23 protein-coding genes are annotated in these 24,475 nt (G+C 70.9%); 12 read left to right on the forward strand and 11 right to left on the reverse strand.

The features are described from left to right. Window positions 1–70: 70 nt before the first annotated feature. On the reverse strand, window positions 71–1,201 hold the full coding sequence (locus ACIPTO_RS19250) for a substrate-binding domain-containing protein (RefSeq protein ID WP_401193564.1): 1,131 nt from the start codon (window positions 1,199–1,201) through the stop codon (window positions 71–73). Window positions 1,202–1,394: 193 nt separating this feature from the next. Between ACIPTO_RS19250 and ACIPTO_RS19255 the strand changes: the two genes are divergently transcribed. The 3 genes from ACIPTO_RS19255 to ACIPTO_RS19265 all read left to right on the forward strand — a co-directional run bounded on the left by ACIPTO_RS19255 (window position 1,395) and on the right by ACIPTO_RS19265 (window position 5,622). Further along, window positions 1,395–2,069, forward strand: a complete 675-nt coding sequence (locus tag ACIPTO_RS19255) for a TetR family transcriptional regulator (protein ID WP_366318277.1) — start codon at window positions 1,395–1,397, stop codon at window positions 2,067–2,069. A 162-nt stretch (window positions 2,070–2,231) separates the two neighbouring features. Then, window positions 2,232–2,642, forward strand: coding sequence for an OB-fold domain-containing protein (locus tag ACIPTO_RS19260; RefSeq protein ID WP_366317197.1), 411 nt, complete (start codon window positions 2,232–2,234; stop codon window positions 2,640–2,642). A 256-nt stretch (window positions 2,643–2,898) separates the two neighbouring features. Next, on the forward strand, window positions 2,899–5,622 hold the full coding sequence (locus ACIPTO_RS19265; RefSeq protein WP_401193567.1) for a hypothetical protein: 2,724 nt from the start codon (window positions 2,899–2,901) through the stop codon (window positions 5,620–5,622). 107 nt (window positions 5,623–5,729) lie between these two features. On the opposite strand, the gene ACIPTO_RS19270 is transcribed toward ACIPTO_RS19265, so the two are convergent. From ACIPTO_RS19270 to ACIPTO_RS19280, 3 genes are read right to left on the reverse strand one after another with little or no spacing between them, the layout of a single operon-like run. Next, the gene (locus tag ACIPTO_RS19270) at window positions 5,730–6,200 is read right to left on the reverse strand and encodes a DUF1003 domain-containing protein (protein WP_401193569.1); all 471 of its coding nucleotides are present in this window, start codon (window positions 6,198–6,200) and stop codon (window positions 5,730–5,732) included. Between the two features lie 37 nt (window positions 6,201–6,237). Beyond that, the gene (locus tag ACIPTO_RS19275; protein WP_366317191.1) at window positions 6,238–6,624 is read right to left on the reverse strand and encodes a PPOX class F420-dependent oxidoreductase; all 387 of its coding nucleotides are present in this window, start codon (window positions 6,622–6,624) and stop codon (window positions 6,238–6,240) included. Between the two features lie 10 nt (window positions 6,625–6,634). After that, window positions 6,635–7,486: a type 1 glutamine amidotransferase domain-containing protein gene (locus ACIPTO_RS19280; protein ID WP_401193572.1), complete on the reverse strand. Its 852-nt coding sequence runs from the start codon at window positions 7,484–7,486 to the stop codon at window positions 6,635–6,637. A gap of 24 nt (window positions 7,487–7,510) precedes the next feature. Here ACIPTO_RS19280 and ACIPTO_RS19285 point away from each other — a divergent pair, with 24 nt between their 5' ends. Together ACIPTO_RS19285 and ACIPTO_RS19290 are read left to right on the forward strand one after the other, a co-directional pair. Beyond that, window positions 7,511–8,506, forward strand: coding sequence for a hypothetical protein (locus ACIPTO_RS19285; protein WP_401193574.1), 996 nt, complete (start codon window positions 7,511–7,513; stop codon window positions 8,504–8,506). A gap of 130 nt (window positions 8,507–8,636) precedes the next feature. Continuing rightward, complete coding sequence (locus tag ACIPTO_RS19290; RefSeq protein ID WP_401193577.1) at window positions 8,637–10,001, forward strand: S1 family peptidase; 1,365 nt, start codon at window positions 8,637–8,639, stop codon at window positions 9,999–10,001. 156 nt (window positions 10,002–10,157) lie between these two features. Here ACIPTO_RS19290 and ACIPTO_RS19295 read toward each other — a convergent pair whose 3' ends face one another. Beyond that, window positions 10,158–10,322, reverse strand: a complete 165-nt coding sequence (locus ACIPTO_RS19295) for a hypothetical protein (RefSeq protein WP_366318345.1) — start codon at window positions 10,320–10,322, stop codon at window positions 10,158–10,160. A gap of 112 nt (window positions 10,323–10,434) precedes the next feature. Then, the gene (locus ACIPTO_RS19300) at window positions 10,435–11,592 is read right to left on the reverse strand and encodes an ROK family protein (RefSeq protein ID WP_401193579.1); all 1,158 of its coding nucleotides are present in this window, start codon (window positions 11,590–11,592) and stop codon (window positions 10,435–10,437) included. A 171-nt stretch (window positions 11,593–11,763) separates the two neighbouring features. Here ACIPTO_RS19300 and ACIPTO_RS19305 point away from each other — a divergent pair, with 171 nt between their 5' ends. The 4 genes from ACIPTO_RS19305 to ACIPTO_RS19320 are packed head-to-tail and all read left to right on the forward strand — an operon-like array spanning window position 11,764 to window position 16,262. Beyond that, the gene (locus ACIPTO_RS19305) at window positions 11,764–12,681 is read left to right on the forward strand and encodes a carbohydrate ABC transporter permease (protein ID WP_401193582.1); all 918 of its coding nucleotides are present in this window, start codon (window positions 11,764–11,766) and stop codon (window positions 12,679–12,681) included. Between the two features lie 15 nt (window positions 12,682–12,696). Continuing rightward, window positions 12,697–13,650, forward strand: coding sequence for a carbohydrate ABC transporter permease (locus ACIPTO_RS19310; protein WP_366317180.1), 954 nt, complete (start codon window positions 12,697–12,699; stop codon window positions 13,648–13,650). Between the two features lie 10 nt (window positions 13,651–13,660). Beyond that, a complete protein-coding gene (locus ACIPTO_RS19315) occupies window positions 13,661–15,004 on the forward strand; it encodes a sugar ABC transporter substrate-binding protein (RefSeq protein ID WP_366317178.1) in 1,344 nt (447 codons plus the stop codon). A 58-nt stretch (window positions 15,005–15,062) separates the two neighbouring features. After that, window positions 15,063–16,262 carry a Gfo/Idh/MocA family oxidoreductase gene (locus ACIPTO_RS19320; RefSeq protein WP_366317176.1) on the forward strand — a complete coding sequence of 400 codons (1,200 nt, stop codon included), beginning with the start codon at window positions 15,063–15,065 and terminating at the stop codon, window positions 16,260–16,262. Between the two features lie 45 nt (window positions 16,263–16,307). Here ACIPTO_RS19320 and ACIPTO_RS19325 read toward each other — a convergent pair whose 3' ends face one another. Further along, complete coding sequence (locus ACIPTO_RS19325; protein ID WP_401193586.1) at window positions 16,308–17,006, reverse strand: L,D-transpeptidase family protein; 699 nt, start codon at window positions 17,004–17,006, stop codon at window positions 16,308–16,310. 334 nt (window positions 17,007–17,340) lie between these two features. On the opposite strand from ACIPTO_RS19325, the gene proP reads away from it, so the two are divergent. Together proP and ACIPTO_RS19335 are read left to right on the forward strand one after the other, a co-directional pair. After that, entirely contained in the window at window positions 17,341–18,825 is a 1,485-nt protein-coding gene (proP, locus tag ACIPTO_RS19330; RefSeq protein WP_366318275.1) for a glycine betaine/L-proline transporter ProP, read from the forward strand. A 77-nt stretch (window positions 18,826–18,902) separates the two neighbouring features. Then, window positions 18,903–20,303, forward strand: coding sequence for a pyridoxal phosphate-dependent decarboxylase family protein (locus tag ACIPTO_RS19335; protein ID WP_401193588.1), 1,401 nt, complete (start codon window positions 18,903–18,905; stop codon window positions 20,301–20,303). Here the strand turns inward: ACIPTO_RS19335 and ACIPTO_RS19340 are convergent. Next, entirely contained in the window at window positions 20,277–21,080 is an 804-nt protein-coding gene (locus tag ACIPTO_RS19340; protein WP_401193589.1) for an SDR family NAD(P)-dependent oxidoreductase, read from the reverse strand. The genes ACIPTO_RS19335 and ACIPTO_RS19340 overlap by 27 nt on opposite strands. Window positions 21,081–21,130: 50 nt before the next feature. Here ACIPTO_RS19340 and ACIPTO_RS19345 point away from each other — a divergent pair, with 50 nt between their 5' ends. After that, the gene (locus ACIPTO_RS19345; RefSeq protein WP_366317168.1) at window positions 21,131–21,658 is read left to right on the forward strand and encodes a hypothetical protein; all 528 of its coding nucleotides are present in this window, start codon (window positions 21,131–21,133) and stop codon (window positions 21,656–21,658) included. Window positions 21,659–21,667: 9 nt separating this feature from the next. Here the strand turns inward: ACIPTO_RS19345 and ACIPTO_RS19350 are convergent, their stop codons facing one another. The 3 genes from ACIPTO_RS19350 to ACIPTO_RS19360 form a co-directional block, all read right to left on the reverse strand. Continuing rightward, on the reverse strand, window positions 21,668–22,582 hold the full coding sequence (locus tag ACIPTO_RS19350; protein WP_401193591.1) for an SDR family oxidoreductase: 915 nt from the start codon (window positions 22,580–22,582) through the stop codon (window positions 21,668–21,670). A gap of 86 nt (window positions 22,583–22,668) precedes the next feature. After that, a complete protein-coding gene (locus tag ACIPTO_RS19355) occupies window positions 22,669–23,298 on the reverse strand; it encodes an MBL fold metallo-hydrolase (RefSeq protein ID WP_401193593.1) in 630 nt (209 codons plus the stop codon). Further along, window positions 23,298–24,386 (reverse strand): S-(hydroxymethyl)mycothiol dehydrogenase, encoded by a 1,089-nt coding sequence (locus ACIPTO_RS19360; RefSeq protein WP_401193596.1) that lies wholly within the window; start codon window positions 24,384–24,386, stop codon window positions 23,298–23,300. Before ACIPTO_RS19360 ends, ACIPTO_RS19355 begins: the two co-directional genes overlap by 1 nt. Window positions 24,387–24,475: the final 89 nt, after the last annotated feature.

A 24,475-nucleotide genomic window follows, 5' to 3' on the forward strand; every position in this document is an offset into this window, starting at 1 on the left:
CGGTTCTCCTTGGTCGAGAGCGTTCGCGCGGAATGATCAGAACGGAATGATCAAAACGGTCGGCCCGTGGTCACCGGGCGCGTGATCCTGTTCCGCAGGACGAGCGGATCCTCAACTCGGGGAGGAGCTCGATGTGTTGACGAGGGGCCGGCGCCTGTCCGCTGCCGCGTTCGGCGAGGCGGCGCAGCAGGAGCTTCGCGGCCTCCTCCCCCACCGACCGCCTCGGCGGGGCGACGGCGGTGAGCGGGACGTCGGCGAGGCCCGCGACCTCGTCGTCGTAGGCGATGAGCGCCAGGTCGTCGGGGACGCGGATGCCGCGGGCCTGGAGGCGGGGCACGAGCACGATCGCGTCCTCGTCGCCGTGCACGAGGGCGGCGGTGACTCCGCGTCCGCGCACCGCGTCGACCAGGTGCTCGACGCTGGATTCGTGGTCGCCGTGTTCGGGGAAGGAGGGGGCGTCCCGGATGTCGTCGAGACCGAGAGAGCGCACGGCCGACCGGTAGCCCTTCAGGATCCGGTCGGCGTGCGGGCCCTCCTGGAGTACGGCGGTGATCCTGCGGTGGCCCAGCGCGGCGAAGTGGCCGACGGCGACGGCGGCTCCGTGGGCGTGGTCGGTGCGCACCCGGTCGAGGGCGGCGGCGGGGCTGCCCGGCGGGGCGGCGCGTTCGACGAGGACGACGGGCACCTCCCTTTCGAGGAGCCACCGCTCCTGGCCGTCGACGGGCGCGCCCGTGGACCAGCTCGGCGCGACGAGCAGTCCCTCGGCGCCGCCCGCGAGGAGATGCCCGGCCTGGACGGCGTCCTCCGTGTCGACGTGTCCGGAGACCCCGAGGACGAGCCGGCCGCCCTGCGCGGCCACGGCCTCGCGGGCGCCGCGCACCAGGTCGGCGAAGGCCGAGGCGGTGGTGGGCACGATCATTCCGATCACGACGCCCGCGACGGACCCGGACCGCGCGGCTCCCGCGTTCTCCGCGGCGGGTTCCCGCCGCGCCCGCGTCTCCGCGGTGGTCCCGTCGCCGGGCCAGACCACCGCGCCGTGCAGTCGCCGCACCCGGCCCTGGCCGGCCAGCGCCTCCACGTCCCGCCTCAAGGTGACGGCGGAGACGCCGAGTTCGGCCGCGAGTTCGGCGACGCGCAGGCTGCCGCGCTCGCGGACGAGTGCGAGCACCCGTTCATGGCGCTGGTCGACGTGGAGTCGCATGGGTCCCCCTGAGAGCCGTGCCGGTCGCGGTCACTCTATGCCGCGGATCGTATCGACCGTCTCGATCGTTTCGACCCGTCGATCAGCTACCGCCAGGCCCCTCCGAGGGAACTCAGTTCCCCGACGCCGGCGCACTCAGTGCCATCCGTGTCATCCTGGTGCTACGTTCCCGTCCATGAGCTCCAAGCCGCCCATGCGGGACGCCCTGGTGGCGGCCGCGTTCCAGCTGTTCCTGGAACGGGGCTACGAACAGACCACCATCGACGACATCGTGGCGCTGGCCGGGGTCGGCCGGAGGTCGTTCTTCCGCTACTTCCCCTCCAAGGAGGACGTGGTCTTCCCCGACCACGAACGCTGCCTCGCCGACATGACGGCCTTCCTGTCCTCCTCCGGCGACGAGCACGAACCCGTGCGCCGGGTCTGCGACGCGGCCCGGCTCGTGCTGCGGATGTACAACGAGAACCCGACGTTCTCCGTACAGCGGTACCGCCTCACCAAGAAGGTGCCGGGGCTCCGCGCCTACGAACTCTCGGTCGTCTGGCGCTACGAGCGTGCCCTCGCCGACTATCTGCGCGGACGCTTCGCCGGGCGGCCGGACGGCACCCTGCACGCCGACGTGGTCGCCGCCGCCGTGGTCGCCGCGCACAACAACGCCCTGCGCTCCTGGCTGCGTTCGGACGGGGAGCGCGACGCGGGCGCCGAGGTGGACCACGCGCTCGGGTACGTGCAGTCCGCCTTCGGACAGCGGGCGGCACCGCCCGTCGTCGCCGAACAGGGCCCCGAGGACGTCGTGGTGGTCGTCTCCCGGCGCGGCACCCCGCTGTGGCGGGTCGTCCAGGAGCTGGAGACCGCGCTCGACCAGCCCTAGAGAGCGGCCGGAATCGGAACATCCAAGGGTACGCAGTATCTTTACGCCTGGCACTGAGTGCCATACGCTGAGGTCGTGCACGGTCGCACGGCGTACCGCGCACCTACGTGCCCGGCTCGGCCGCGCACGCGGGATTCCGGCCGAGCGCAGGGAGTTGACAGCGTGTACCACCACTCAGGATTCGCGACCCGTCCGGCAGGCGGCTCCCCGGCGGGCGTGCTCGACGCGCACACCGCGGACGACACCATCCACTTCCAGCGCTGCACCTGGTGCGGAACGGCCATGTACCACCGACTGTTGTGCCCGGTCTGTCAGGGCGGCGACCTGCACACGGAGCGCAGCGAGGGCACCGGCACGGTCCGCCACTCCACGATCGTGCACCGCAACACCCCGGCCGCCCGCAACGTGTCGCTGGTCGAGATGGCCGAGGGCTTCGTGGTGCGCGGCCGGGTCATCGGCCCGCCCATCGGCATCCACAGCGGCGACCGCGTCCGGCTGTCCACGGCGAAGGACCCGGTGCGGGGCGAGCCGGTCTTCCAGCTCATCGACGAGCCGTACCGGGCCTGGCACTGACCGCCCCGGTCCGCGTCGCCCCACGGGCGCGCCCCGAACGCCCCTGACGCGGGGACGAGTTCACGCCGGGCCGACGAAGATCGGACCGATCCTCCTTCACAGGCAACCCACAGGCTCCGCGCTCCGTCCTCCGGGGCGCGAGAGGCTCCCGTGATCGACGGGACGCCTGAGCCTGGGGTCAGAGGAGGAGAACACTTTGTTCCGTGCCCGGCGAATATGGGTCACGGCCGCGACGGTGCTCGCGGTGGCGGGAGGGATGTCCGGACCGGCGCAGGCGGTGCCTGCCTCGGACGCCGGTCCGGTCACGGCGACCGCGGCAGCCGACGGTACGCTCCCGCCCGGTTGGCGGATCACGGGGAAGGCTTCCGCGCAGCAACTGGTCTGGCGCTCGGACACCCGGATTCCCATCGGGGACGCCCGGGTGGAGTTCCACGCCGGTGACCGACTCCTCGGTGTGCCGCGACCGGCGAAGGACGGACACACGTTCCGGCTCGGCCTCGGCGCCGTTCCGCCGAAAAAACTGACGGACCTTCATGTCCTGTCCGCGGGCCGCCGGTTGGACGCGGCCGGTGACAACACCGGCTCCGGCACGGGACGTTCAGGAGCCGTCGCACGGCCCGCGGCCCCGCTCCCGGCCGGTGCGATCGACCCCGGCAGGCCCGGCTCGTACCGCACGACGACCGGCGAGTACACGCTCGACCCGGTGAAACTGCCCGGGTTCCCCGCACCCGTCGAGATGCGGGCCGTCGTGGTCGCGCCGAAGGGCGCCACCGGCAAGCGGCCCCTCGCCCTGTTCCTGCACGGCCGCCACTACACCTGCTACAAGCCGGGCACCGAGGACGTCACCGGTGACTGGCCCTGCCCCGCCGGCCTCACGTCGGTGCCCAGCTACCGGGGTTACCTGCGCGACCAGCGACTCCTCGCCTCCCAGGGCTATGTGACGGTGTCGATCTCCGCGAACGGCATCAACGCCCAGGACGCCGACGTCGAGGACGCCGGCGCGCAGGCCCGTTCCTCGCTGGTCCGGCTGCACCTGGCCCGCTGGGCCGCGTGGTCCGCGCACCCGGGGACGGCCCCGGCGGTCGTCCGCGGCGCGCCCCGCGCCGACCTCTCCCGCGTCCTGCTGGTCGGCCACTCGCGCGGCGGCGAGGGCGTCAACCGGGCGGCGATGGACAGCCTCTACCCGCCGCCGGCCGCCCAGGACGGCTACCGCGGCCCGGTCCGCTGGAAGATCCGCGGCACCGTCCTCATCGGCCCCACGATCTTCGGCCAGAACCCGGTGGCCGACGTCCCGTCGGCGACGATCCTGCCCGGCTGCGACGGTGACGTCTCCGACCTCCAGGGCGAGGTGTACGTCGACGGCACGCGCGGGGTCAGCAAGGGCACCGCCCTGCACAGCGCGGTCTACGTCGAAGGCGCCGACCACAACTTCTTCAACACCGAGTGGACGCCAGGCCAGGCCCAGGCGCCCGCGTCCGACGACTTCTACGACGACCCCGACCAGCGGGACCCGGTGTGCTCGCCGGGCGCCGCGACCCGGCTGACCGCCGACCAGCAGCACCGGGCCGGCTCCACCTACATCGCCACGGCGGCACGGCTGTTCGTCGCCGGGGACGACCGCGCCCGCGAGCTGCTGGACGGCTCCGGCCGCCGCGCCCCCTCGGCGGACCCCGCGCGGGTCCTCACCCACGCCGTGGGCGCGCACCGCGACGCCGGGTTCCTGCCGGACGACCGGGTCGCCGTCTCCGGTGGCAGGTTGTGCTCCGCGGTGGACCCCGACCCGGCCGTCGCCTGCCTCGGCCCCGACACCAGGGGCGGCTCCCCGCACTTCGCGACCTGGGAGACCTCGAAGGAGGCGGGCCGCCGGGCGGTGGCCCTGCGCTGGTCCGCCGCGGGTTCGAAGGCGACCGTGCGTCCGGGCACGCCGGTCTCCCTGGGCGGGGACAGGGATCTCGCCCTGCGCGTGATCGTGCCGCCGAACACGACGGGCACGCGGTTCGACGTGTCCGTCACCGACACCGCCGGACACCGCGCGACCCTCGGCCGGGTCCGTGTCGACGGCCTCCCCGGCACCGAGCGCACGGCCTCGTACTGGGCCCGCGAGGTCCGCGTGCCGCTGACCGCCGCCACCCGCGCCGGGCTCGACCTGCGGCACGTCATGTCCCTTGATCTGACGGCGCGTTCGGGCTCGGGCCGGGCCTGGCTGATGGACGCCTGGGGCTGGCGCCCCGGCACCCCGGCGGCCGTCCCGGCTCCGCTCCCCCGCGTCGACATCGGCCGGCTCACCGTCAAGGAGGGCGACTCGGGCGTCAGGACGTACCGCGTCCCCGTCCGGGTCTCCGGCCGGGGCAGCGGCCAGGTCCGGCTGTATGTCAGCGACCCGCTCACGAACGAGGACACGTCACGGCTGGTGACCGTGCGGCCCGGCCACGACACCATCGACGTACCGGTGACGGTGCGGGGCAACACCCGCTTCGACTACGGCGTCCGGCACGACATCTTCGTGAAGGCGGTGCACGGCGCGGTCGTCGGCGCCCACCGGGGCGGGGTGACCACCGAGAACGACGACCCGATGCCGACGTTCGAGGTCGCCCCGGTCGCGGACCGGGTCACCGAGGGCCGGCCCCTCATGTGGAAGGTGACGCTGTCCGCACCGGCCGACGTGGAGCTGAACCCGTCGTTCGTCGTCCAACCGGTCACCCCGGGGCCGGAGTTGTCGACCCTGGACGTCGACCCGACGTGGTTCAGCGAGACCTCCGGTGAGGAACCCGCCCCCGAGCGGGCCCTGTCCAGGGTGCCGGGCCTGTACCTCTGGGCGTCGGTCCCGGCGGGGCGGCTCAGCAGCGACATCAGCGTGCCCACGATCACGGACCAGGTGACGGAACAGCCCGAGTCCGTACGGTTCGTGGCCGTGGACCAGAACGGCGACCCGCAGAGCGGCGGACCGGAGCTGACCGGAACGGTGCTCGACGCGTCGTAGCGGAAGGTCGTGGCGGATCGTCCGCCGGGACGCCGTGGGAAGTGAAGGGGCCGTGGCGTGAGTGCCGCGGCCCCTTCGCCGTGCGGCCGGCCTCGGCGCGTCCGTGCTCAACCCGGTTTCTGCGGGCCGCCGTTCATCTTGGCCCGGTTCTCGGTGAGGAGTTCCTGGACGCGTTGTTCGATCTCACGGGGGTCCAGGCCCAGCGCGGCACCGATGTGGGCAGACCACACCTCGGAGCGGACGTTGGTCTCGAAGTCGAGGTCGGCGCGGACGTTCTCGCGGGCCGCCTGACGGTTCTGGCTCACCATGACGAAGGTCGACAGGAAGATCGCCTCCAGGCTGACGATCATCGTGAGCAGCCCGTAGGGGTACGGGTCGAAGATCCCGGCCTGCCCGAGGAGTCCTTCGTTGAGGGCGATCCAGACAGCGAACCAGAACGCGTGGATGTAGACGAAGAGCATGGTGCCGGCGAAGGCGGTGATCGCGTCGGCGACCCGGTCCTGGGTACCGCGCATCCGGGCGAAGACGACGCGCTCCTGCCGCAGCCGCAGGTTGTCCGGGTTCAGCGCGGGGTCCACGACCGCTCCCTGCTGTCGGTGGGTGAGGGCAACGCCGTCAGGGCGCGAGGGTCACGCGGATGCCGACCGTGCCGTCGAGCCCCCGGCGCAGACGGCTGCCGAGGAGCGTGATCCGGCCGGTGACGCCGTACTTCCGCTTGATGAGGGCGCGGTAGCGGGCGGTGGTCCCGGCGTCGACGATCTCGGCGGTGGCGGAGACCGGGCTGCCCGTGGGGTTGCCGCGCAGGTCGCAGGGGCCGACGAGGACGTCGGCGCGGGCCCTGATGCGCTTGACCTTCCAGGAGTCGGCGACCGTCCACACCCCGAGGGTGTCTCCGTCCCGCACGACCCATACCGGGGTGGCGACCGGGGTGCCGTTCTTGCGGTAGCTGGTGATCAGCAGGTACTGGCCTGCGCCGAGCCGGTCCAGCGGGGTCTCGTCCATGGTCGGCAGTCTAAGCACCCGGCGGGTCCCGCAGCAGATCGAGGAACCGACGGGCGAAAAGGTAGGCGTCGCCGGGCCACCGCGCCGAGAGATAGCCGCCGTCCTGGACGACGAAGGCGTGGGTGTCGTCGCTCGCGGTGCCGCGCCGGGTCAGCTCCCTGGGGCCGCGCTCGAACTGTGCTCCCGGGTCGTCGAGGGCGGCCCGCACCTCGTCCTCGACGTAGGCCGGGTAGGTGCGGTAGTAGCGGCCGAGACGCCAGGCGGTGGTCACGTAGGCCGTGCGTTCCATGTACTTGGGGAGGCACGTCGTACGGCGTCCGGCGAGCACGCTGCGGCCGGTGGCGGCGTCCCGGGTGCGGGCGAGCACGAGGACGCCGTGGCAGATCGCGCCGACCGGGCGGCCGAGCGTCCAGAACTCCCCGACTGCGGCGGCGAGTTCGGGCGAACCCAGATACTGGCGCATGCCGGGCGCGTGTCCGCCGGGCAGCAGCAGCCCGTCGAAGCCGGTGACGTCCAGGTCCGCCCACGCGACGGTGGCGCCGAACTCCGGTGCCCGGGTGAGCTGTTGGTAGAACCGCTGGGGTTCGTCCTCGGCGCCGAGCTGTCCGAAGAGGACGCCGGTGAGGAGCCGGGGGTCGGCGGCGGGCCGGGTCCCGGCCCGCTCGGTCGCGAAGACCACCTCGTGCCCGGCGTCGGTGAGCACTCGCCAGGGCACGGCGACCTCGGTGACGTCGAAGTCGTGGTCCGGGACCGGCATCAGCACGCGCATGAGGTCATCATGGCAGCCGGGCCGGATGTCCATGACACGGTGGGCGCGGCGGCGGTCCGGTTCACCGGTCGGGTCCTGCGGGATGCTGGTCATGAGGCACGACCGAGGGGATGTGCGATGACCGGGAGTCCTGAGAACGGCGTGGTCACGGAGATCGCCTGCGACGAGTCCGGCTCGGACGGCGAGAACCTCACCGGCGGCAACACGGACGTGTTCGCGCACGCCAGTGTGCGGCTGCCCCAGGAGACGGCCGCCGAGTATGTGCGGGAGATCCGGCGCCGGATCCGCTCGCCCGCGGAGGAGTACAAGGCGAACCACCTGCTGCGGGAGAAACACCGGGCGGTCATGGAGTCGTTCCTCGGCCCCGCCGGACCGCTGCGCGACGGGAACGCCCATGTGCATCTGACCGAGAAGACGTATTTCGTCGTCGACCGCGTGGTCGGCCTGCTGCTCGGCGGGGCGGCCGAGGGCCTCGACGCGGCCGCCCTGTTCCGTGAGGGGCCCCGGACCTTCGGCGAGCGGGGCTGGCGGGACTTCCTGACCGCGTCCAACCGGCTGCTGCGGGTCAGGAACGACGGGGCGCCGACGGCCCCCGCCGACGTCTTCTTCCGCACGGTGGACAGCCTGCGCGACGCGTATGCCGCTACGGCCGCGGGGGTGATCGTCGGCCGGCTCGCGGCGGCGCGGTCGCGCGCGAAGTCGTACCGGGAGCGGCTGCGGGACTCCCCGGTCCTGTTCCCCCTGCTCAATCCGCTGCTGCCCGCGATCGTCGGCACGGCCCGGTACTGGACCGCCGACGGCCGCCGTGTCCGGCTGGTGCACGACCGGCAGAACATGCTCACGCCCGAGCGCGTCGCCTGGATCATGGACGCGGCGCCGCTGACCGAGGTGGAGCTCGTCGCCGCACGGTCCGACGCGCGGGTGCAGCTGGCCGACTTCCTCGCCGGTATCGCCCGCAAGCTCGCCTCCGACGAACTGAACGGCCGCGGCGACCCGGCCCTGACCGCGCTGCTGCGCCCCTACCTCGGCACGGACTCCGTCTGGGGCGACGCCGCCAGCGGGCCACGGCTGGGCACTGTCGAGGTCAACTCGGCCGTGCGGCGCGCCTGTTGACGGCAGGAAGTGAAGCCGGTGCTCCGTCGGGTGAACGGGAGGGCGCCGGTTCACGTATGGAGGAAGGGCACTCGACGACCGGAGAGCCCCGCGGTGTCGTCACCGCACGTTCGGGGTTCGGGAGCCAGGCATGAGGCACGCACGACGACGGGTCATCCGGCGAGTTACACGGTTGGCGGCCGTCGGCGGACTCCTGTTGGGAGGCGCCATGGTCACCCAGGCGGCCATGGCCAGCGATTCCACCGGCACGGGCGCCGACACGCTCAGCGCGCCGCAGACGCCCGCGGACGAGGGCTCCGCCCTGGTGGCGAAGCTCGGTTCGGCCCGTACGGCGGGCAGTTGGGTCGACACCGGCGGCCGTACGGTCGTCGCGGTGACCGACGAGAAGACGGCGGCCGAGGTGAAGAAGGCGGGTGCCGAGCCGAAGGTCGTGCGGTACAGCATGAACGTGCTGAAGTCGGCGGCCGGCACGCTGAGTTCGGCGCCCAAGGTGCCGGGCACCGCGTGGGCGATGGACTACCGCAACAACAGGGTGCTGGTCGAGGCGGACAGTTCGGTCTCCACGGCCGAGTGGTCCGCGATGACGAAGGTCGCGAAGGGGATCGGCGCCTCGGTCCAGATGCAGCGCACGCAGGGCAAGTTCACGACCCGCATCAACGGCGCGCAGCCCATCCTGTCGACCGGCGGCCGGTGTTCGGCGGGCTTCAACGTGACGAACGGGCAGGACGACTTCATCCTCACGGCCGGGCACTGCGGGCCGGTCGGGTCGATCTGGTTCGCGAACAACCAGGGCGACCAGCAGCTGGGCAAGACGGTCTCCGACAACTTCCCCGGCAGTGACTTCTCGTTGGTGCAGTACGCGAGCGGTTCCGCGGGCGACGGCGCGGACGTCGTCGCGATAGGCAACGGCAACGGGGTCACCATCACGGGCCTGGCCGACGCGGCCGTGGGCGAGAAGGTGTTCCGCAGCGGCAGCACCAGCGGGCTGCACGACGGCGAGGTGACCGCGCTGGACGCGACGGTCAACTATCCGGAGGGCACGGTCACCGGGCTCATCCAGACCACGGTGTGCGCCGAACCGGGCGACAGCGGCGGCCCGTTGTTCGCCAACGGCATCGCGCTGGGCGTGACCTCGGGCGGCAGCGGTGACTGCACGGCGGGCGGTACGACGTTCTTCCAGCCGCTGACGAAGGCGCTGTCGGCGCTGAACGTGAAGCTGCTGGTGGCGCCGAAGACGGCCGCCTCGCCCGCGCCGGGCGCCTCACCCGCCGGTGCGGCAGCCGCGGGCACGGTCACGCCCGGGACCTCGGCGCCCGCGACGAACACCACATCGGGCGCGACGACGCTGGCGTCCCGGCTGACCGACCCCAAGAACGTGGGCCCGGGTCTGCTGGTGATCGCGGGAAGTCTGATCGCGCTGGTGGCGACGCGCTGGATCCGCGCGGAGCAGGACCGCAAGGCCTTCCAGCGGCACTACTCGACGATGTGGGGCTGATCACTCGGAGGAGCTCAGCGGGGAAGAGGGAGGGAAAGGGGTTCAACAGGGGGTGACAAGGGGTGACAGACATCGACCGGGTCGGCCGAAGGTCACGAGGAGGAGGGCCGGGCGACGGGCTCCCCACGACACCTGCGTCGGTCGGCCCGGCGGCCCTCAGGCCGCCGACGGAGCCGCGGCGGCCCACTCCATCACAAGCCGCCGGTACTCCTCGCGCTGCTCGACGCTCAGTGTCCCGCCCGACCGGAGCCACAGGGCCCTGATCTCCTCGTTGACCTCGGCTGCCGATCGCTCGGTGGCTGATTCAACGCTGGTGGACATGCTGTGAAGCATACGTCGCCGAAGGTGAAGGCGATGTGAGTAATCACGAGCCAATCGGACATATCGGACCGTGTTGCTGATCACGTCCATCTGTCAAGCCCCGTAACGCAATTCACACCTCGGCCACACCCAGGACCAGCACCTGGATCGCCAACACGGCGGCGCCGCGCGCCCAGTCGTGGAAGTCGGAGACCTTCGTCTCGACGTCGAGCGGCAGGGCCAGCGGGTGCCGGTGGGCACGGAGGGTGTCGTCCACCGTCTTGCCGGCCACGTCCATCAGGCCGACGCCCTCTCCGGCGAGCAGGATCTTCTGCGGCAGCACGAAGTTGGCGATCTGGGCGACCAACGTGCCCAGCGCGCGGGCCGCTTCGTCGATGACGCGGACGGCCATCGGCTCGCCGGCAGCGGCGCCGGCGAGGATCTCCTCGTACGTCAGATCGCGGCCGGTGGCGGCCCGGATCTGGTAGCGGATGCTCGGGATGGTCAACAGCGAGACGGCGCTGCCCCGTTCGCCGGCCGGGGTGAGCGGTCCGTTGGGGTTCAGGATCCAGTGCCGGCCGAACCCGCGGTCCTCCTCGGCGTACGGCACGCGCTTGCCGCCGAGGACCAGGCCGTAGCCGATGCCCGCGCCGATGGTGAGGACGACGAAGCGGTCGAGGCCGCGGCCGGCGCCGAACCAGGTCTCGGCCTCGACGAGCGCGGCCACGTCGTTCTCGACGACGACCGGCAACCCCGTACGCCGCTCGACGAGTTCGGCCAGCGGGACGTCGCTCCACTCCAGGAACGGCGACTCCCCGACCACGGCACGGTCCTGGACGAGTCCGCCGACGCCGATGCCCATACCGGTGAGCGTGGGGAAGCGGGCGGCGAGTTCGGCGGTCATCTCGGCGAGCACGTCGGCCACTTGTTCCGGGTCATGGGTGGTGAGCGGCCGGTCGAGGCGGGCGACGATCTCGCTCCTGAGGGTGGTGACGACGCCGTAGACCATGTCCTCGGTGAGTTTGAGGCCGAGGAAGGTGCGGGACTCGGCGACCACGTCGAGGGGCTGCGAGGGGCGGCCCTGGCGGACCTCGGCCGGGCCGCCGTCGGGGACCTCGACCAGCAGGCCGGACTCGATCAGCGGTTTGGTGAGGCGGGTGAGGCTGCCGGCCGAGAGGTCGAGCCGCCGGGCGAGGTCGGTGCGCGACAGCGGGCCATGGACGAGTACCTCGATCGCCACCGAGCGTTCACCGGGGCTCAGCGGCTGCCAGCTGGCGGCACGTGTGGTCATGAGCGTCAGACTCCCATAAGCGAGATTTTTTCACTCTGGAACTAACGTGACCACTCTATGGCTGGAACAGTGGCTTGGAAAAGATGACTGCAGGACTCTTGACGCAGGGATTCTTCCGCCTCAAAAGTATGTGACCCGAGGACGAGCCGTCGCAGACAAGGGAGTCTCCAGATGACCATCGCCTCAAGCAGTCCCCCGACCCGTCGGCCGCGGGCCCGTGAAGACGCGGGCGACGGTCGGCTGGCGGCGGTCTTCATCGCCCCGGCCCTGCTGGGTTTCCTGGTCTTCCTTCTCTGGCCGACGCTGCGGGGCGTCTATCTCAGCTTCACCCGCTTCAACCTGCTGACGCCGGCGAAGTGGGTGGGCCTCGACAACTACGACCGGATGGTCCACGACCCCATCTTCTGGTCGTCGCTGAAGGTCACCGTCGAGTACGTGATCATCAACATCGGCATCCAGACGGTGGCCGCCCTCGCCATCGCCGTCCTGCTCCAACGCCTCACCCAGTCCGCCCTGTTGCGCGGGATCGTGCTCACGCCGTACCTGATGTCGAACGTCGTCGCCGGCATCGTCTGGCTGTGGATCCTCGACACCCAGCTCGGCATCGGCAACGAGATCATCGGCGGCCTCGGCTTCGACCACATCCCCTTCCTCGCCGACAAGACCTGGGCGATCCCGACGATCGCCCTGATCAACGTGTGGCGGCACGTCGGCTACACCGCGCTGCTGCTCTTCGCCGGACTCCAGGCCATCCCGAACGACATGTACGAGGCGGCGAAGGTGGACGGCGCGAGCGAGTGGCGGATGTTCTGGCGGATCACGATGCCGCTGCTGCGACCGGTCCTCGCGGTCGTGCTGATCATGACGGTGATCGGTTCGTTCCAGGTGTTCGACACGGTCGCGGTGACCACGGCGGGCGGACCGGCGAACGCGACGAACGTCCTCCAGTACTACATCTACGGCTCGGCCTTCGGGCGCTTCCAGTTCGGCTACGCGTCCGCGATGTCCGTGGCCCTGCTGGTCGTCCTGAGCGCGATCACGTTCCTCCAGTACCGGCTCACCCGCGCCGGCCAGACCGACCTCGGCTGACGGGAAGGAGTCGACATGGCCACCCTCACCACCACACCCAACGTGCCCAACACCCCCACGACGACCGAGCGGCGGACCGTACGGCCGCCCCGGCGCCCGCTCTCGGCCGGCAAGGTCGTCGCCTGGATCGTGATGGCCGCGATCATGCTGATCACCCTGCTGCCCTTCTACTGGATCCTGCGCACCGCCCTCTCCACCAACACCGGTCTCGCCGCCCACCCCTCGGACCCGCTGCCGGTCGACTTCACCACCGGCGGCTTCGAACGCGCCCTGGGCCTCCAGTCCACCAAGGAGGCCATCGCGCAAGGCGGTTCGGGCGGCGGACTGGCCTTCTGGCGCTATCTGCTCAACTCGGTGCTCGTCTCGACCCTGATCACCGTCTGCCAGGTGTTCTTCTCCGCGATGGCCGCCTACGCCTTCGCCCGGCTCCGCTGGCGCGGCCGTGACCGTGTGTTCGGGCTGTTCCTGGCCGGGCTGATGGTGCCGGCGATCTTCACCCTGCTGCCGAACTTCGTCCTCATCAAGCAACTCGGGCTCGTGGACTCCCTGTTGGGGATCGCACTGCCCACGATGTTCATGACCCCGTTCGCGGTGTTCTTCCTCCGGCAGTTCTTCATGAACGTCCCGCGCGAGGTCGAGGAGGCCGCCCTGCTCGACGGCGCGGGCAAGGTCCGCGTCTTCTTCCGGGTCCTGCTGCCGATGGCCTCGACGCCGATCCTGACGCTGGGCGTGCTGACGTACATCACGTCCTGGAACGACTACTTCTGGCCGCTGATGGTGTCCTACAGCGACAGCTCCCGTGTGCTGTCGGTGGCCCTGGCCATCTTCCGGTCGCAGACCCCGCAGACCGGTTACGACTGGTCGGGCCTGATGGCGGCGACCCTGATCGCCGCGCTCCCGATGCTCGTGCTCTTCGGTGTGTTCGCGCGCCGCATCGTGAGCTCCATCAGCTTCACCGGAATCAAGTAAGGGGACGGGCATGCGCATTCGTACGGTCGTGGCACTGACCGGGGCACTCGCACTGTCCCTGACGGCGGGCTGCGCGGGCGGCGGCTCCGTGGGGTCGGGATCCGACACGGTGACCTACTGGCTGTGGGACTCCAACCAGCTCCCCGCCTATCAGGCCTGCGCGAAGGGCTTCGAGCAGGAGAACCCCGGACTCACGGTGAAGATCACCCAGTTGGGCTGGGCCGACTACTGGACCAAGCTCACCGCGAGCTTCATCGCGGGCACCCAGCCGGACGTGTTCACCGACCACATCCAGAAGTTCGGCCAGTTCGCCGACCTGAAGGTGCTCCAGCCGCTCGACGACCTCGGCATCGACGCGGCGGACTACCAGCCCGGGCTGGCCGCCAACTGGGTGGGCCAGGACGGCCATCGCTACGGCGCCCCGAAGGACTGGGACACGGTCGCCCTCTTCTACAACCAGAAGATGGCCGCGTCGGCCGGTCTCGACGCGGAGCAGCTCAACACCCTGTCCTGGAACCCGACGGACGGCGGCACCTTCGAGAAGGCCATCGCCCACCTCACCGTCGACCGGAACGGCCGACGCGGCGACGAACCGGGCTTCGACAAGAACCACGTCAGGACCTACGGCCTCGCCAGCGGCGGCGCGGGCGACGCCGACGGGCAGACGACCTGGAGTCCGTTCACCGGGTCGGCGGGCTGGAACTACACGGACAAGAAGCGCTGGGGCACCGAGTACCAGTACGACAGCAAGACCTTCCAGTCCGTGGTCAAGTGGTACTTCGGGCTGGCCAAGAAGGGCTATCTCGCGCCGTACACGGACTACAGCGACGGCGCCAACCCGGCCAACGCGCAGGTCGCGGCGGGCAAGGCGGCCACCTCGTTCGACGGGGCCTGGATGATCTCCACGTACGCCGGGGCCAAGGGCATCAAGGTCGGCACGGCCTACACGCCGGCCGGTCCGAGCGGTGAGCGGGCGACCATGATGAACGGTCTCGCCGACTCCATCACCAAGAACGCCCACAACAAACCGGGCGCGAAGAAGTGGGTCGAGTATCTCTCCTCCGACGACTGCCAGAAAACGGTCGGCAGCTACGGAATCGTGTTCCCCGCGACCCCGGACGGCACGGACACCGCCGTCGCCGCCTACAAGAAGAAGGGCATCGACGTCACGGCGTTCACCAAGCCGGTGGCCGACAAGAAGGACTTCACCACCTTCTCCTATCCGATCACCAACTACGCGGCGGACGTGTACGCGTTGATGCACCCCGCCATGCAGGACGTCTACGCCAACGACGCACCCGTCGGCGGCCTGGACAAGACCAACAAGCAGATCAACTTCATCCTCGGTCAGTGACCCTCCGGTCGGTGACCGCTCGGTCCGTCACACCCCCGTCAGAGAAGGACACGCACCTATGACGTTCTCCCTCGGCATCGTCGGAGCAGGCCAGTTCTCCGGCCAGTTCGCCCGACTGTTCCAGGCCCATCCCGGCGTGAGCGAGGTCCATGTGACCGACCTCCTGCCGGAGCGCGCGGAGCAACTCGCCGCCGAACAAGGGCTGGCGGGCACCTTCCCCTCGTACGAGGCGATGCTGGAGTCGAAGGCCGTCGACGCCGTCGCGATCTTCACCCAGCGCTGGACCCACGGCCCCCTGGTCCTCCAGGGACTCGCCGCCGGCAAGCACGTGTACTCCGCGGTGCCCATGGCGATCAGCACGGAGGAGATCGCGGCGATCATCGACGCGGTCCGGGCCACCGGGCTGACGTACATGATGGGCGAGACCAGCCAGTACAACCCGGCGACCGTGCACGCCCGCAACCAGATCGCGGAGGGCGCCTTCGGGCGGATCTTCTACGCCGAGGGCGACTACGTCCACGACATGGATCTGGGGTTCTACGAGGCGTACCAGTACAGCGGCGGCGACAACTGGAAGGCCACCGCCAGCTATCCGCCGCTGCTCTACCCGACGCACTCGGTGGGCGGGGTGCTCGGCGCGTGGCAGACGCACGCGGTGAGCGTGTCCGCGATCGGTGTGGTCGACGAGCGCGGGGACGGCGTGTTCGACAAGGACGTCAGCCAGTTCGGCAACGACTTCTCGAACGCGACCGCGCTGTTCGAGGTCGCGGGCGGCGGCTCGTTCCGTACGAACGAGTTCCGGCGGGTGGGCTATCCCTCCCAGATCCGGGAGTCGCGTTTCCGGTTCTTCGGCACGGACGCGAGCATGGAGCAGCTCGCGACGGTGGCGTTCTGGCAGGACAAGAAGGGGGTGCGGGACATCAGCGAGCTGCTGGAGCCCAAGCCCACCATGTCTCCTGACGATCCGTCACTCCAGCACATCGCGCCGGACCTGCGGGCCGCCTTCACCTCGGGCTCGGCTCCGGTGCACGACCGGTCGCGGCTGCCGCGGGAGTTCGACAACCTGCACAACGGCCACGAGGGCAGCCACCACTTCCTGGCGGACGACTTCGTGACCGCGGTCAACTCCCGCACCCTGCCGTCCGTGAACGCGTGGGTCGCGGCCCGCTACACCCTGCCGGGCATCATCGCGCACGACTCGGCGCGGCAGGGCGGAGCGAGGCTGGAGATCCCGGACTTCGGGGACGCGCCCGCGTAACGGCACGCCCTTCCGACGGAGTTGCGCAAGCCGGGTGACCGTCCGTCAGGTGCCCGGCCTGCGGCCGTAGACGAAGACGTCGTCGCCGTTCTTCAGCAGTGACCAGTACTTCTTGGCGGTGGCCGGGGTCATGTTGACGCAGCCGTGCGAGCCCGGCGGGTTCCACATGCTGAGGTTGACGGAGTGGAAGGCCTGGCCGCCGTCGAAGAACTGGCTGTAGGGCATCGGCACGTCGTAGATGTTCGAGACGTGGTCGATGTCCCGCCAGTAGATCTTCTTCAGGCCGGTGCGGGTCTCGTAGCCGTCGCGGCCGGTGCGGACCGGGACCGGGCCGTAGACCAGGCGGCTGCCGTCCTGGATCCAGCTGATCTGGAGCGTGAGGTTGACGCAGGCGATGCGGCCCTTGTTGGTCGGGCACTTGCCGGCCGCGTTGGGCTTGGTGCCGACGGCCTTCTGCTTGTTCATGAGGTCCATCACGCCCCAGGTGACGGATCCCGCGTAGCCGATGTTCGGTGTGATGCCGTGCTTGGTCTGGAAGGCCTTGATGGCCTTGCAGTCGGCGGCGGACTGCTTCCCGTCGACCGGCCGACCGAGGAACTTCTCGACCTGCTTCTGGTACGGCCCCTTCTGTGTCGTACAGCTCGACGCCGCCTGCGCCGGAGCGCTGCCCAGCGCGAGCGTGAGCGGTGCCACCAGCCCGGTGACACCGAGCGCTATGGCACCTCGTCTGCGTATGTCCCTCATGTCGGACCTTCCCCCTCAGCCTGTACCGCGATCTCTGCCACCTAGACCGGCGCACGGGCCGCGCGGTTGTGCCCCGGGCCGGACCGCGACGAAACGGTGACATTCTCCGCCGCTCGGCCGTCCCGGCGGAAGACGGCCTCCGTAAGCGGACGGCGGGTTTCCGGGTGGCCCCGACCGGTTAGGTGTGATCAATCAGCCTTCCGCGGACCGCACGGCGCGCGAAGCGGAATCCCGACGACACGCACAGGTGCACATGAGGTCAAACAGGCGGGATCCCGCACGCCAGGGCGATCCACGACGCGGACTCGGTTCGGGGAACGCGCGCACCGAACGGATGGTGCGCACGCTGCTGCGGCGGCGCAAGAAGTCCCTGAGCCCGGACGACGTGAAGGTGGCCGACCGGCCCGCCGTGCGACGCGCGGTGTCGGCGGCGGCGCTCGGCAACACGATGGAGTGGTTCGACTTCGGCGTCTACGCCTATGTCGCCTCGACCCTCGGCAAGGTCTTCTTCCCGTCCAGCTCACCGGGCTCCCAGGTCATCTCGACGTTCGCGACCTTCGCGGCGGCCTTCCTGGTCCGGCCGCTCGGCGGGCTCGTGTTCGGACCCCTCGGCGACCGGGTGGGACGCCAGAAGGTCCTCGCCGTCACCATGATCATGATGGCGGCCAGCACCTTCGCCGTGGGCTTCCTGCCGGGTTACGACTCGATCGGCGTGGCCGCGCCGCTGCTGCTCCTGCTCTGCCGGCTGGTGCAGGGCTTCTCGACCGGCGGCGAGTACGCCGGTGCCACCACCTACATCGCGGAGTACTCACCGGACCGGATGCGCGGCTTCCTCGGCAGCTGGCTCGACTTCGGCACCTTCATCGGCTACTCGCTGGGCTCCGGCCTGGTCACCGTGCTGACCGCCGCCCTGTCCGAGGACCAGATGGTCCACTGGGGCTGGCGCATCCCGTTCTACATCGCGGGACCGCTCGGGCTGATCGGCCTCTACATGCGGCTGCGGCTGGAGGAGACGCCCGCGTTCCAGGAGGTCGAGGAGAAGCGGGGCGAGGAGGCCCGGATGTCCGGCAAGGGCCGCTTCAAGGAACTCTTCACCGACCACTGGCAGGCCATGCTGGTCTGCGTCGGCCTGGTCCTGCTCTACAACGTCACCAACTACATGGTGACCTCCTACCTCCCGACCTATATGAGCTCCACCCTCGGCGAGTCCGAACTCACCGCGCAGCTGCTGGTGTTGGGCACGATGGTCCTCGTCGTCCTGACCATCACCGCCGTCGGCCGCTCCTCGGACCGCTACGGCCGCAGACCGCTGTTCCTGTGGGGCGGCGGCGCCATGGTGGTCTTCTCCATCCCCGTCTTCCAGCTCATCCGGCAGGGCGGCATCGTGCTCCCCGCGATCGGCTGCGCGATCCTCGGCCTGTTCCTGGTCTGCTTCGCCGGGACGAGCGCCGCGACCCTCCCCGCGCTCTTCCCGACCCATCTGCGCTACGGCGGCCTGTCCCTGGCGTACAACTTCTCGGTCTCCCTGTTCGGCGGCACGACCCCGCTGATCGCCTCCGCGCTGGTCGACGTCACGGGCAACGAACTCGTCCCCGCCTACTACCTCATGGTCACCGGCGTGATCGGGGTGATCGCCGCCCTGTTCCTGCGCGAGACCGCGCGCAAGCCGCTGCGGGGCTCGTCCGCGATGGCCGCGTCCGAGCGGGAGGCGCGGGAGATGGTCGCGCACAGCCGCACGCGTGCGGGCCGCCGGGCCCGCGACACCTGGCTCCGGCTGCGCCAGGGCCACCTTCCGCACCGCTCCCGCCACGACGACTGACACCGTCGCCCACTTCAGTCCAGTTCCGCCGAAGTGGCCCGATACCCGTCCCTCCGCCGCCGCCTACGCTGCCGAGCATGCACCGCACTCTCGCCGCCGACCTCGCCCGGCTCCCCGAACTCCTCCAGTCCGCCCGTGACCTCGCCGCCCGCGAGCTGGCCGGGGTCGCCGAGCGGCCGGTCGTCCGGCTCGACAAGGCACCGGACCGGGAGCCGCTGCCGGCCGAGGGCTTCGGCGGCGAGGCGGCGCTCACCCGGTTCGCCGAACGGTGGGCGCCCGGCCTCTCGGGCTCGGCGGGCCCGCGCTACCTCGGCTTCGTGACCGGCGGCGCGACCCCCGCGTCGGTCACCGGCGACTGGCTGACCAGCGCGTACGACCAGAACGTGTCCGGCGCGGCCGGGTCCTGGGCGTCGGCCCTGGAGCGGGAGACGGTCGACTGGCTGCGCGAGCTGTTCGGGCTCGGTACCGCGCACTCGGGCGCCTTCGTGACCGGCGCGACCGTGTCCAACACGGTGGGGCTGGCCGTGGCCCGCGAGTGGGTCGGCGAGCGCCTGGGGGTCGACGTGTCGCGCGAGGGGGCCGCCGCGCTCGGCCCGGTGGACGTGCTCTCCGGCAGCCCGCACTCCAGCGTCACCAAGGCCCTGTCCGTGCTGGGCATCGGCCGCGACCGGCTGCGCCACGTGCCCGTCCTCGCCGGGAACCGCGAGGCGGTCGACGTGTCCCGGCTCGACGCCGCCCTGGCCGGGTCGAAGGGCCGCCCGGTGATCGTCGTCGCGAACGCGGGCACCGTGAACACCGTCGACTTCGACGATCTGCGGGCCATCGCCGCGCTCAAGGACCGGCACGACTTCTGGCTGCACGTGGACGCCGCGTTCGGCGGCTTCGCCGCGCTCTCCCCCGCGTACGCGCACCTCGTCGACGGCCTCGACGCGGCCGACTCGGTCTGCGTCGACCTCCACAAGTGGCTCAACGTGCCCTACGACGCGGCCGTCCAGTTCACCCGCCGCCGCGACCTCCAGACCCGGGTGTTCCACAACGCGTCCCCGTACCTCGGCCTGCCGACCGGCGACCCGGACTTCCTCCACCTCACGCCCGAGAACTCCCGGCGCCTGCGCGCCCTCCCCGCCTGGCTCTCCCTGACGGCCTACGGCCGTGCCGGGCACCGCGAGATCGTCGAACGCAACGTGGCCCTCGCCCACCGGCTCGGCGAGGGCATCGCCGCGCTCCCGGGCCTGCGGCTGGCGGCGCCGGTCCGGCTGAACGTCGTCTGCTTCACCCTCACCGACGACCCCACGCAGGAACGGGTGGCCGCCGTGGCCGAGGCGGTCGCGGCCACCGGCGAGGCGTTCCTGACCCCGACGGTCCTCGACGGGACACCGGCGCTGCGTGCCGCGTTCAGCAACTGGCGTACGGACGAGGCCGACACGGACCGGGTGCTGGCGGCACTCGCGTCACTGCCCCTCGGCCCCGCGCGCTGAAAGGGACTGGTGGAACCCGGAGTTGACCGCGGTGAGCCCGCCGTCGACCGCGAGGGTGGTGCCGGTGATCCAGGACGCGTCCCGTGAGGCGAGGAAGGCGACCGCGGCGGCGATGTCCTCGGGCTCACCGACCCGGCCGAGCGGGAACAGCTCGCTGACCGCGTCGAGTTCGGCGTCCCGGCCCTCCCACGCGGAGGTCCGTACCGTGCCCGGCATCACCAGGTTGACCCGCACACCCCGTGGTCCCGCGTGTCCGGCGAGGGTGCGGGTCAGCGAGGCGAGTCCGGCCTTGGCCGCGCTGTAGGCGTGGTTGCCGAAGTCCTGACTGCCGTTCACGGAGCCGATGTTGACGACCGCCCCGCGTCCGGAGGCGACGAGGTGCGGGAGGGCGGCCCGGCAGCACCGGTACGGACCCGTGAGCGTGATGTCGAGGTCACTGGCCCACTCGTCGTCCGGTTCGTCCTCGAAGAGCGGGTGGTCGGGCGTGCAGTGCGCGGCACTGTTGACCAGGACGTCCAGTGCCCCGAACGACTCCACGGCCCGCGCGACCGCCCGGTCCACCGAGTCCTGGCTTGCCACGTCACAGCCGAACGCCTCGGTGGCGAGACCGAGTTCACGCAGCGCCGCCGCCGTCCTCTCCGCCTCGGGCAGATCGACGTCGGTCACCAGCACCCGCGCGCCCTCCGCCGCCAGCCGCCGTGAGACGGCCGCGCCGATCCCGCGGGCCGCACCGGTGACGAGAACTCCGTACCCCTCGAAGCGCGTTGTGTCAGTCATGCGTCCGAACGTACTGCCGGAACGATCAACTCGGCAGATACCGTGCGGACATGAACGCGTTCATCCAGCAACTCCCCGCGCTGATCGGTGTCGTGATCGGTGCGCTCGGCTCGTACGTCGCGATCGTGCGGGGCGATCAGGCGAGGTTCCGCCGCGAGCGGGACGCCCGTTGGGAGGAACGGCGGCTGGAGGTGTACGCCGAGTACGCCCGGGCGCTGAAGAGGTCGGTGACCCTGACCTACCGGGTCGCCTCCCACTTCGGCAACGACCCGCATCCGCACCCGCTCTCCCCGGCCGAGGCGGAACCACTGCTGGCCCAGGCGACCGTGGACCGGGATCCACCCGGCGAGGCGCTGCTCCTGCTGGGAAGCACGGCGGTGGTGGACAAGGCGAGGGCGTGGGTCGGCGCGGTGATGGCGATGGAGCGTTTCATGCGCGCGGAGACCCACGACCCGCAGGCCTGGCAGGAGTTGATGGAGCGTCAGCGTGCCAAGCGCGAGGGCTATTACGCGGCCGTACGGGACGATCTGGCGCTGCCGCCGGGCCACTCGGGGCGCTGGCCGGTGACCCGCATCTGACCGCGCACGTCACCGGTAGCCGGTCACGTCCGCCGGTTTCCCCGCGTCCTGCACCTCCACCAGGTACCGCCACGCGTCCGGGCGGCTGCCGTCGAGATCGGTGAAGCCGTACACCCCGGCGAGGCCGCCGCTGGAGAGCGACTGGCCGTTCCAGCGGGCCAGTCGGGGATCGGCGGCGAGGGCGGCGACGGCCCGGCCGACGTAGCGCGGGGTCTCCGAGACGGCGAAGTGCGGGACCTCGACCAAGGCGTCGCGCCAGTTGTCCTCGCGCACGCCGAACTGGTCGAGCATGATCTCGGAGCGCATCCAGCCCGGGGTGAGCGCGACGGCGGTGGCGCCGCGCGGGCCGAGTTCATGGCCGAGGGCGAAGGCCATGCGCAGGACGGAGGACTTGGCGATGTCGTAGAAGAAGGAGACGCGGTAGGTGTCGCGGTTGTAGTCGGCGGTGCCGTCGGTCATCTCGACGACCAGGCCGCCAGGGGTGCGCAGCAGCAGGGGCAGCGCGTGGTGGCTGGTGATCGCGTGGGTCTCCACGGCCAGCCGGAGGAGGCGCAGGCCCTTGTCGAGGTCGTGTTCCCACACGGGGGCGTCCCAGGCGAAGAGGTGCTCGCCGCCCCAGATGTCGTTGACGAGGACGTCGAGGCGGCCCTGTTCGTCGTCGACGCGGTCGACGAGGGCGCGTACGGCGGCGGGGTCGAGGTGGTCGGTGGGGACGGCGATGCCCCGGCCGCCGGCCGCGGTGACCAGGTCAGCGGTGTCCTCGATCGTCTCGGGGCGGTCGTACTCGGAGCGCCGGGCGCGGGTGGTGCGGCCGGTCACGTAGACGGTGGCGCCGGCCGCGCCCAGTTCCACGGCGATCCCGCGTCCCGCTCCGCGTGTCGCTCCCGCGACCAGCGCGACCTTGCCCTCCAGTGGACCCGGCATGTCCGACCTCCCGTGCTCGTTCGACGTGTGTCGTGCCGATCGTGCAGGAGAAGCCGGACATCTTCTGTCGGGTATCGGCCGGTGTCTCAGTGACCCCGCGCGATCCACTCCTCCAGGTGAGCGGCCTCCGCCCCGACGGTCGTCGAGTCGCCGTGCCCGGTGAGCACCTTCGTCTCCGGCGGCAGGGTCAGCAGCCGGTCGCGGATGGAGTCGATGATCGTCGGGAAGTGGGAGTACGACCTGCCGGTGGCGCCCGGGCCGCCGTGGAAGAGGGTGTCGCCGGTGAAGACCGTGCCGAGCCCGGGGTCGTACAGGCACACCGCGCCGGGCGCGTGACCAGGTGTGTGCAGGACCTTCAGGTCGGCGCCCGCGGCCTCGATCACCTGGCCGTCGGCGAGGTGGGCGTCGGGATCGCGGTCGGGGTGGGTCTGCTTCCACAGCGGCAGGTCGTCCGGGTGCAGCCAGATCTTCGCGCCGGTACGGTCGGCGAGTTCGGGCGCCGCGTCGATGTGGTCGTTGTGGGCGTGGGTGCAGACGATGGCGGTGAGCCTGCGGTCGCCGATCGCCGCGAGGATGGCGTCGGCGTCATGGGCCGCGTCGATGACGACGACCTCGTGGTCGTCGCCCACGATCCAGACGTTGTTGTCGACGTCCCAGGTGCCGCCGTCGAGGCTGAACTGCCCTGAGGTGACGAGGTGTTCGATGCGTGCGGCCATCACAGCACCACCACCGAACGCAGCACGTCGCCGCCGTGCATCCGCTCGAACGCCTTCTCCACCTCGTCGAGTTGGATCGTCTCCGTGACGAACGCGCCGAGGTCCAGACGCCCTTGCTGGTGCAGGTCGATGAGCATGGGGAAGTCACGCGAGGGCAGGCAGTCGCCGTACCACGACGACTTCAGCGAGCCACCACGCCCGAAGACGTCCAGGAGCGGCAGTTCGAGCTTCATCTCCGGCGTCGGCACACCCACGAGGACCACCGTGCCCGCCAAGTCCCGCGCATAGAAGGCCTGCTTGTACGTCTCCGGGCGGCCCACCGCCTCGATCACCACATCGGCACCGAAGCCGCCGGTCAGCTCGCGGATCGCCTCCACCGGATCACCCGACTTCGAGTTGACCGTGTGGGTGGCGCCCATCGAGCGGGCCTTCTCCAGCTTGCGGTCGTCGATGTCCACGGCGATGATCCGCGCCGCACCCGCCAGCCGCGACCCCACGATCGCCGCGTCACCGACCCCACCACACCCGATAACGGCCACACTGTCACCCCGACCGACGTTCCCCGTGTTGATGGCCGCACCGATACCGGCCATCACCCCGCACCCCAGCAACCCCGCCACCGCCGGAGACACAGCCGGATCGACCTTCGTGCACTGCCCGGCGGCCACCAGCGTCTTGTCCGCGAAAGCACCGATACCGAGAGCCGGGGAAAGTTCCTGGCCGGTCGAGGCGAGGGTCATCCTCTGCTTGGCGTTGTGGGTGTCGAAGCAGTACTGCGGCCGTCCGCGCAGACAGGCCCGGCAGTTGCCGCACACGGCACGCCAGTTGAGGATCACGAAATCGCCCGGGGCCACATCCGTGACACCCTCGCCGACCGACTCCACCACACCCGCGGCCTCATGACCGAGCAGGAACGGGAACTCGTCGTTGATACCACCCTGCCTGTAGTGCAGATCCGTGTGACAGACCCCGCACGCCTGCACCTTCACCACCGCCTCGCCGGGTCCGGGATCGGGTACGACGATCGTCTCGACCCGGACCGGTTCGTCCTTGCCCGGTGCGATCACGCCGCGTACTTCCTGCGCCATGGTCCTGATCCCTTTCGTCTGCGGTTGTGCCTGCCTACGACCCTACGCGTGACTGATCGGTAAGGGCACGACCGAGGGCCCGCCGTCGC

The sequence above is a fragment of the Streptomyces sp. NPDC090083 genome (genome assembly GCF_044747445.1).
Taxonomy (GTDB): domain Bacteria; phylum Actinomycetota; class Actinomycetes; order Streptomycetales; family Streptomycetaceae; genus Streptomyces.

Excerpts from the sequence above, each read along its gene's own strand:
- ACIPTO_RS19250 (WP_401193564.1), bottom strand. The coding sequence starts at position 1,201 with ATGCGACTCCACGTCGACCAGCGCCATGAACGGGTGCTCGCACTCGTC.
- ACIPTO_RS19255 (WP_366318277.1), top strand. The coding sequence starts at position 1,395 with ATGCGGGACGCCCTGGTGGCGGCCGCGTTCCAGCTGTTCCTGGAACGG.
- ACIPTO_RS19265 (WP_401193567.1), top strand. The coding sequence starts at position 2,899 with ATGTCCGGACCGGCGCAGGCGGTGCCTGCCTCGGACGCCGGTCCGGTC.
- ACIPTO_RS19275 (WP_366317191.1), bottom strand. The coding sequence starts at position 6,624 with ATGGACGAGACCCCGCTGGACCGGCTCGGCGCAGGCCAGTACCTGCTG.
- ACIPTO_RS19280 (WP_401193572.1), bottom strand. The coding sequence starts at position 7,486 with ATGACCAGCATCCCGCAGGACCCGACCGGTGAACCGGACCGCCGCCGC.
- ACIPTO_RS19285 (WP_401193574.1), top strand. The coding sequence starts at position 7,511 with ATGACCGGGAGTCCTGAGAACGGCGTGGTCACGGAGATCGCCTGCGAC.
- ACIPTO_RS19290 (WP_401193577.1), top strand. The coding sequence starts at position 8,637 with ATGAGGCACGCACGACGACGGGTCATCCGGCGAGTTACACGGTTGGCG.
- ACIPTO_RS19295 (WP_366318345.1), bottom strand. The coding sequence starts at position 10,322 with ATGTCCACCAGCGTTGAATCAGCCACCGAGCGATCGGCAGCCGAGGTC.
- ACIPTO_RS19300 (WP_401193579.1), bottom strand. The coding sequence starts at position 11,592 with ATGACCACACGTGCCGCCAGCTGGCAGCCGCTGAGCCCCGGTGAACGC.
- ACIPTO_RS19305 (WP_401193582.1), top strand. The coding sequence starts at position 11,764 with ATGACCATCGCCTCAAGCAGTCCCCCGACCCGTCGGCCGCGGGCCCGT.
- ACIPTO_RS19310 (WP_366317180.1), top strand. The coding sequence starts at position 12,697 with ATGGCCACCCTCACCACCACACCCAACGTGCCCAACACCCCCACGACG.
- ACIPTO_RS19315 (WP_366317178.1), top strand. The coding sequence starts at position 13,661 with ATGCGCATTCGTACGGTCGTGGCACTGACCGGGGCACTCGCACTGTCC.
- ACIPTO_RS19320 (WP_366317176.1), top strand. The coding sequence starts at position 15,063 with ATGACGTTCTCCCTCGGCATCGTCGGAGCAGGCCAGTTCTCCGGCCAG.
- ACIPTO_RS19325 (WP_401193586.1), bottom strand. The coding sequence starts at position 17,006 with ATGAGGGACATACGCAGACGAGGTGCCATAGCGCTCGGTGTCACCGGG.
- proP (WP_366318275.1), top strand. The coding sequence starts at position 17,341 with ATGGTGCGCACGCTGCTGCGGCGGCGCAAGAAGTCCCTGAGCCCGGAC.
- ACIPTO_RS19335 (WP_401193588.1), top strand. The coding sequence starts at position 18,903 with ATGCACCGCACTCTCGCCGCCGACCTCGCCCGGCTCCCCGAACTCCTC.
- ACIPTO_RS19340 (WP_401193589.1), bottom strand. The coding sequence starts at position 21,080 with ATGACTGACACAACGCGCTTCGAGGGGTACGGAGTTCTCGTCACCGGT.
- ACIPTO_RS19345 (WP_366317168.1), top strand. The coding sequence starts at position 21,131 with ATGAACGCGTTCATCCAGCAACTCCCCGCGCTGATCGGTGTCGTGATC.
- ACIPTO_RS19350 (WP_401193591.1), bottom strand. The coding sequence starts at position 22,582 with ATGCCGGGTCCACTGGAGGGCAAGGTCGCGCTGGTCGCGGGAGCGACA.
- ACIPTO_RS19355 (WP_401193593.1), bottom strand. The coding sequence starts at position 23,298 with ATGGCCGCACGCATCGAACACCTCGTCACCTCAGGGCAGTTCAGCCTC.
- ACIPTO_RS19360 (WP_401193596.1), bottom strand. The coding sequence starts at position 24,386 with ATGGCGCAGGAAGTACGCGGCGTGATCGCACCGGGCAAGGACGAACCG.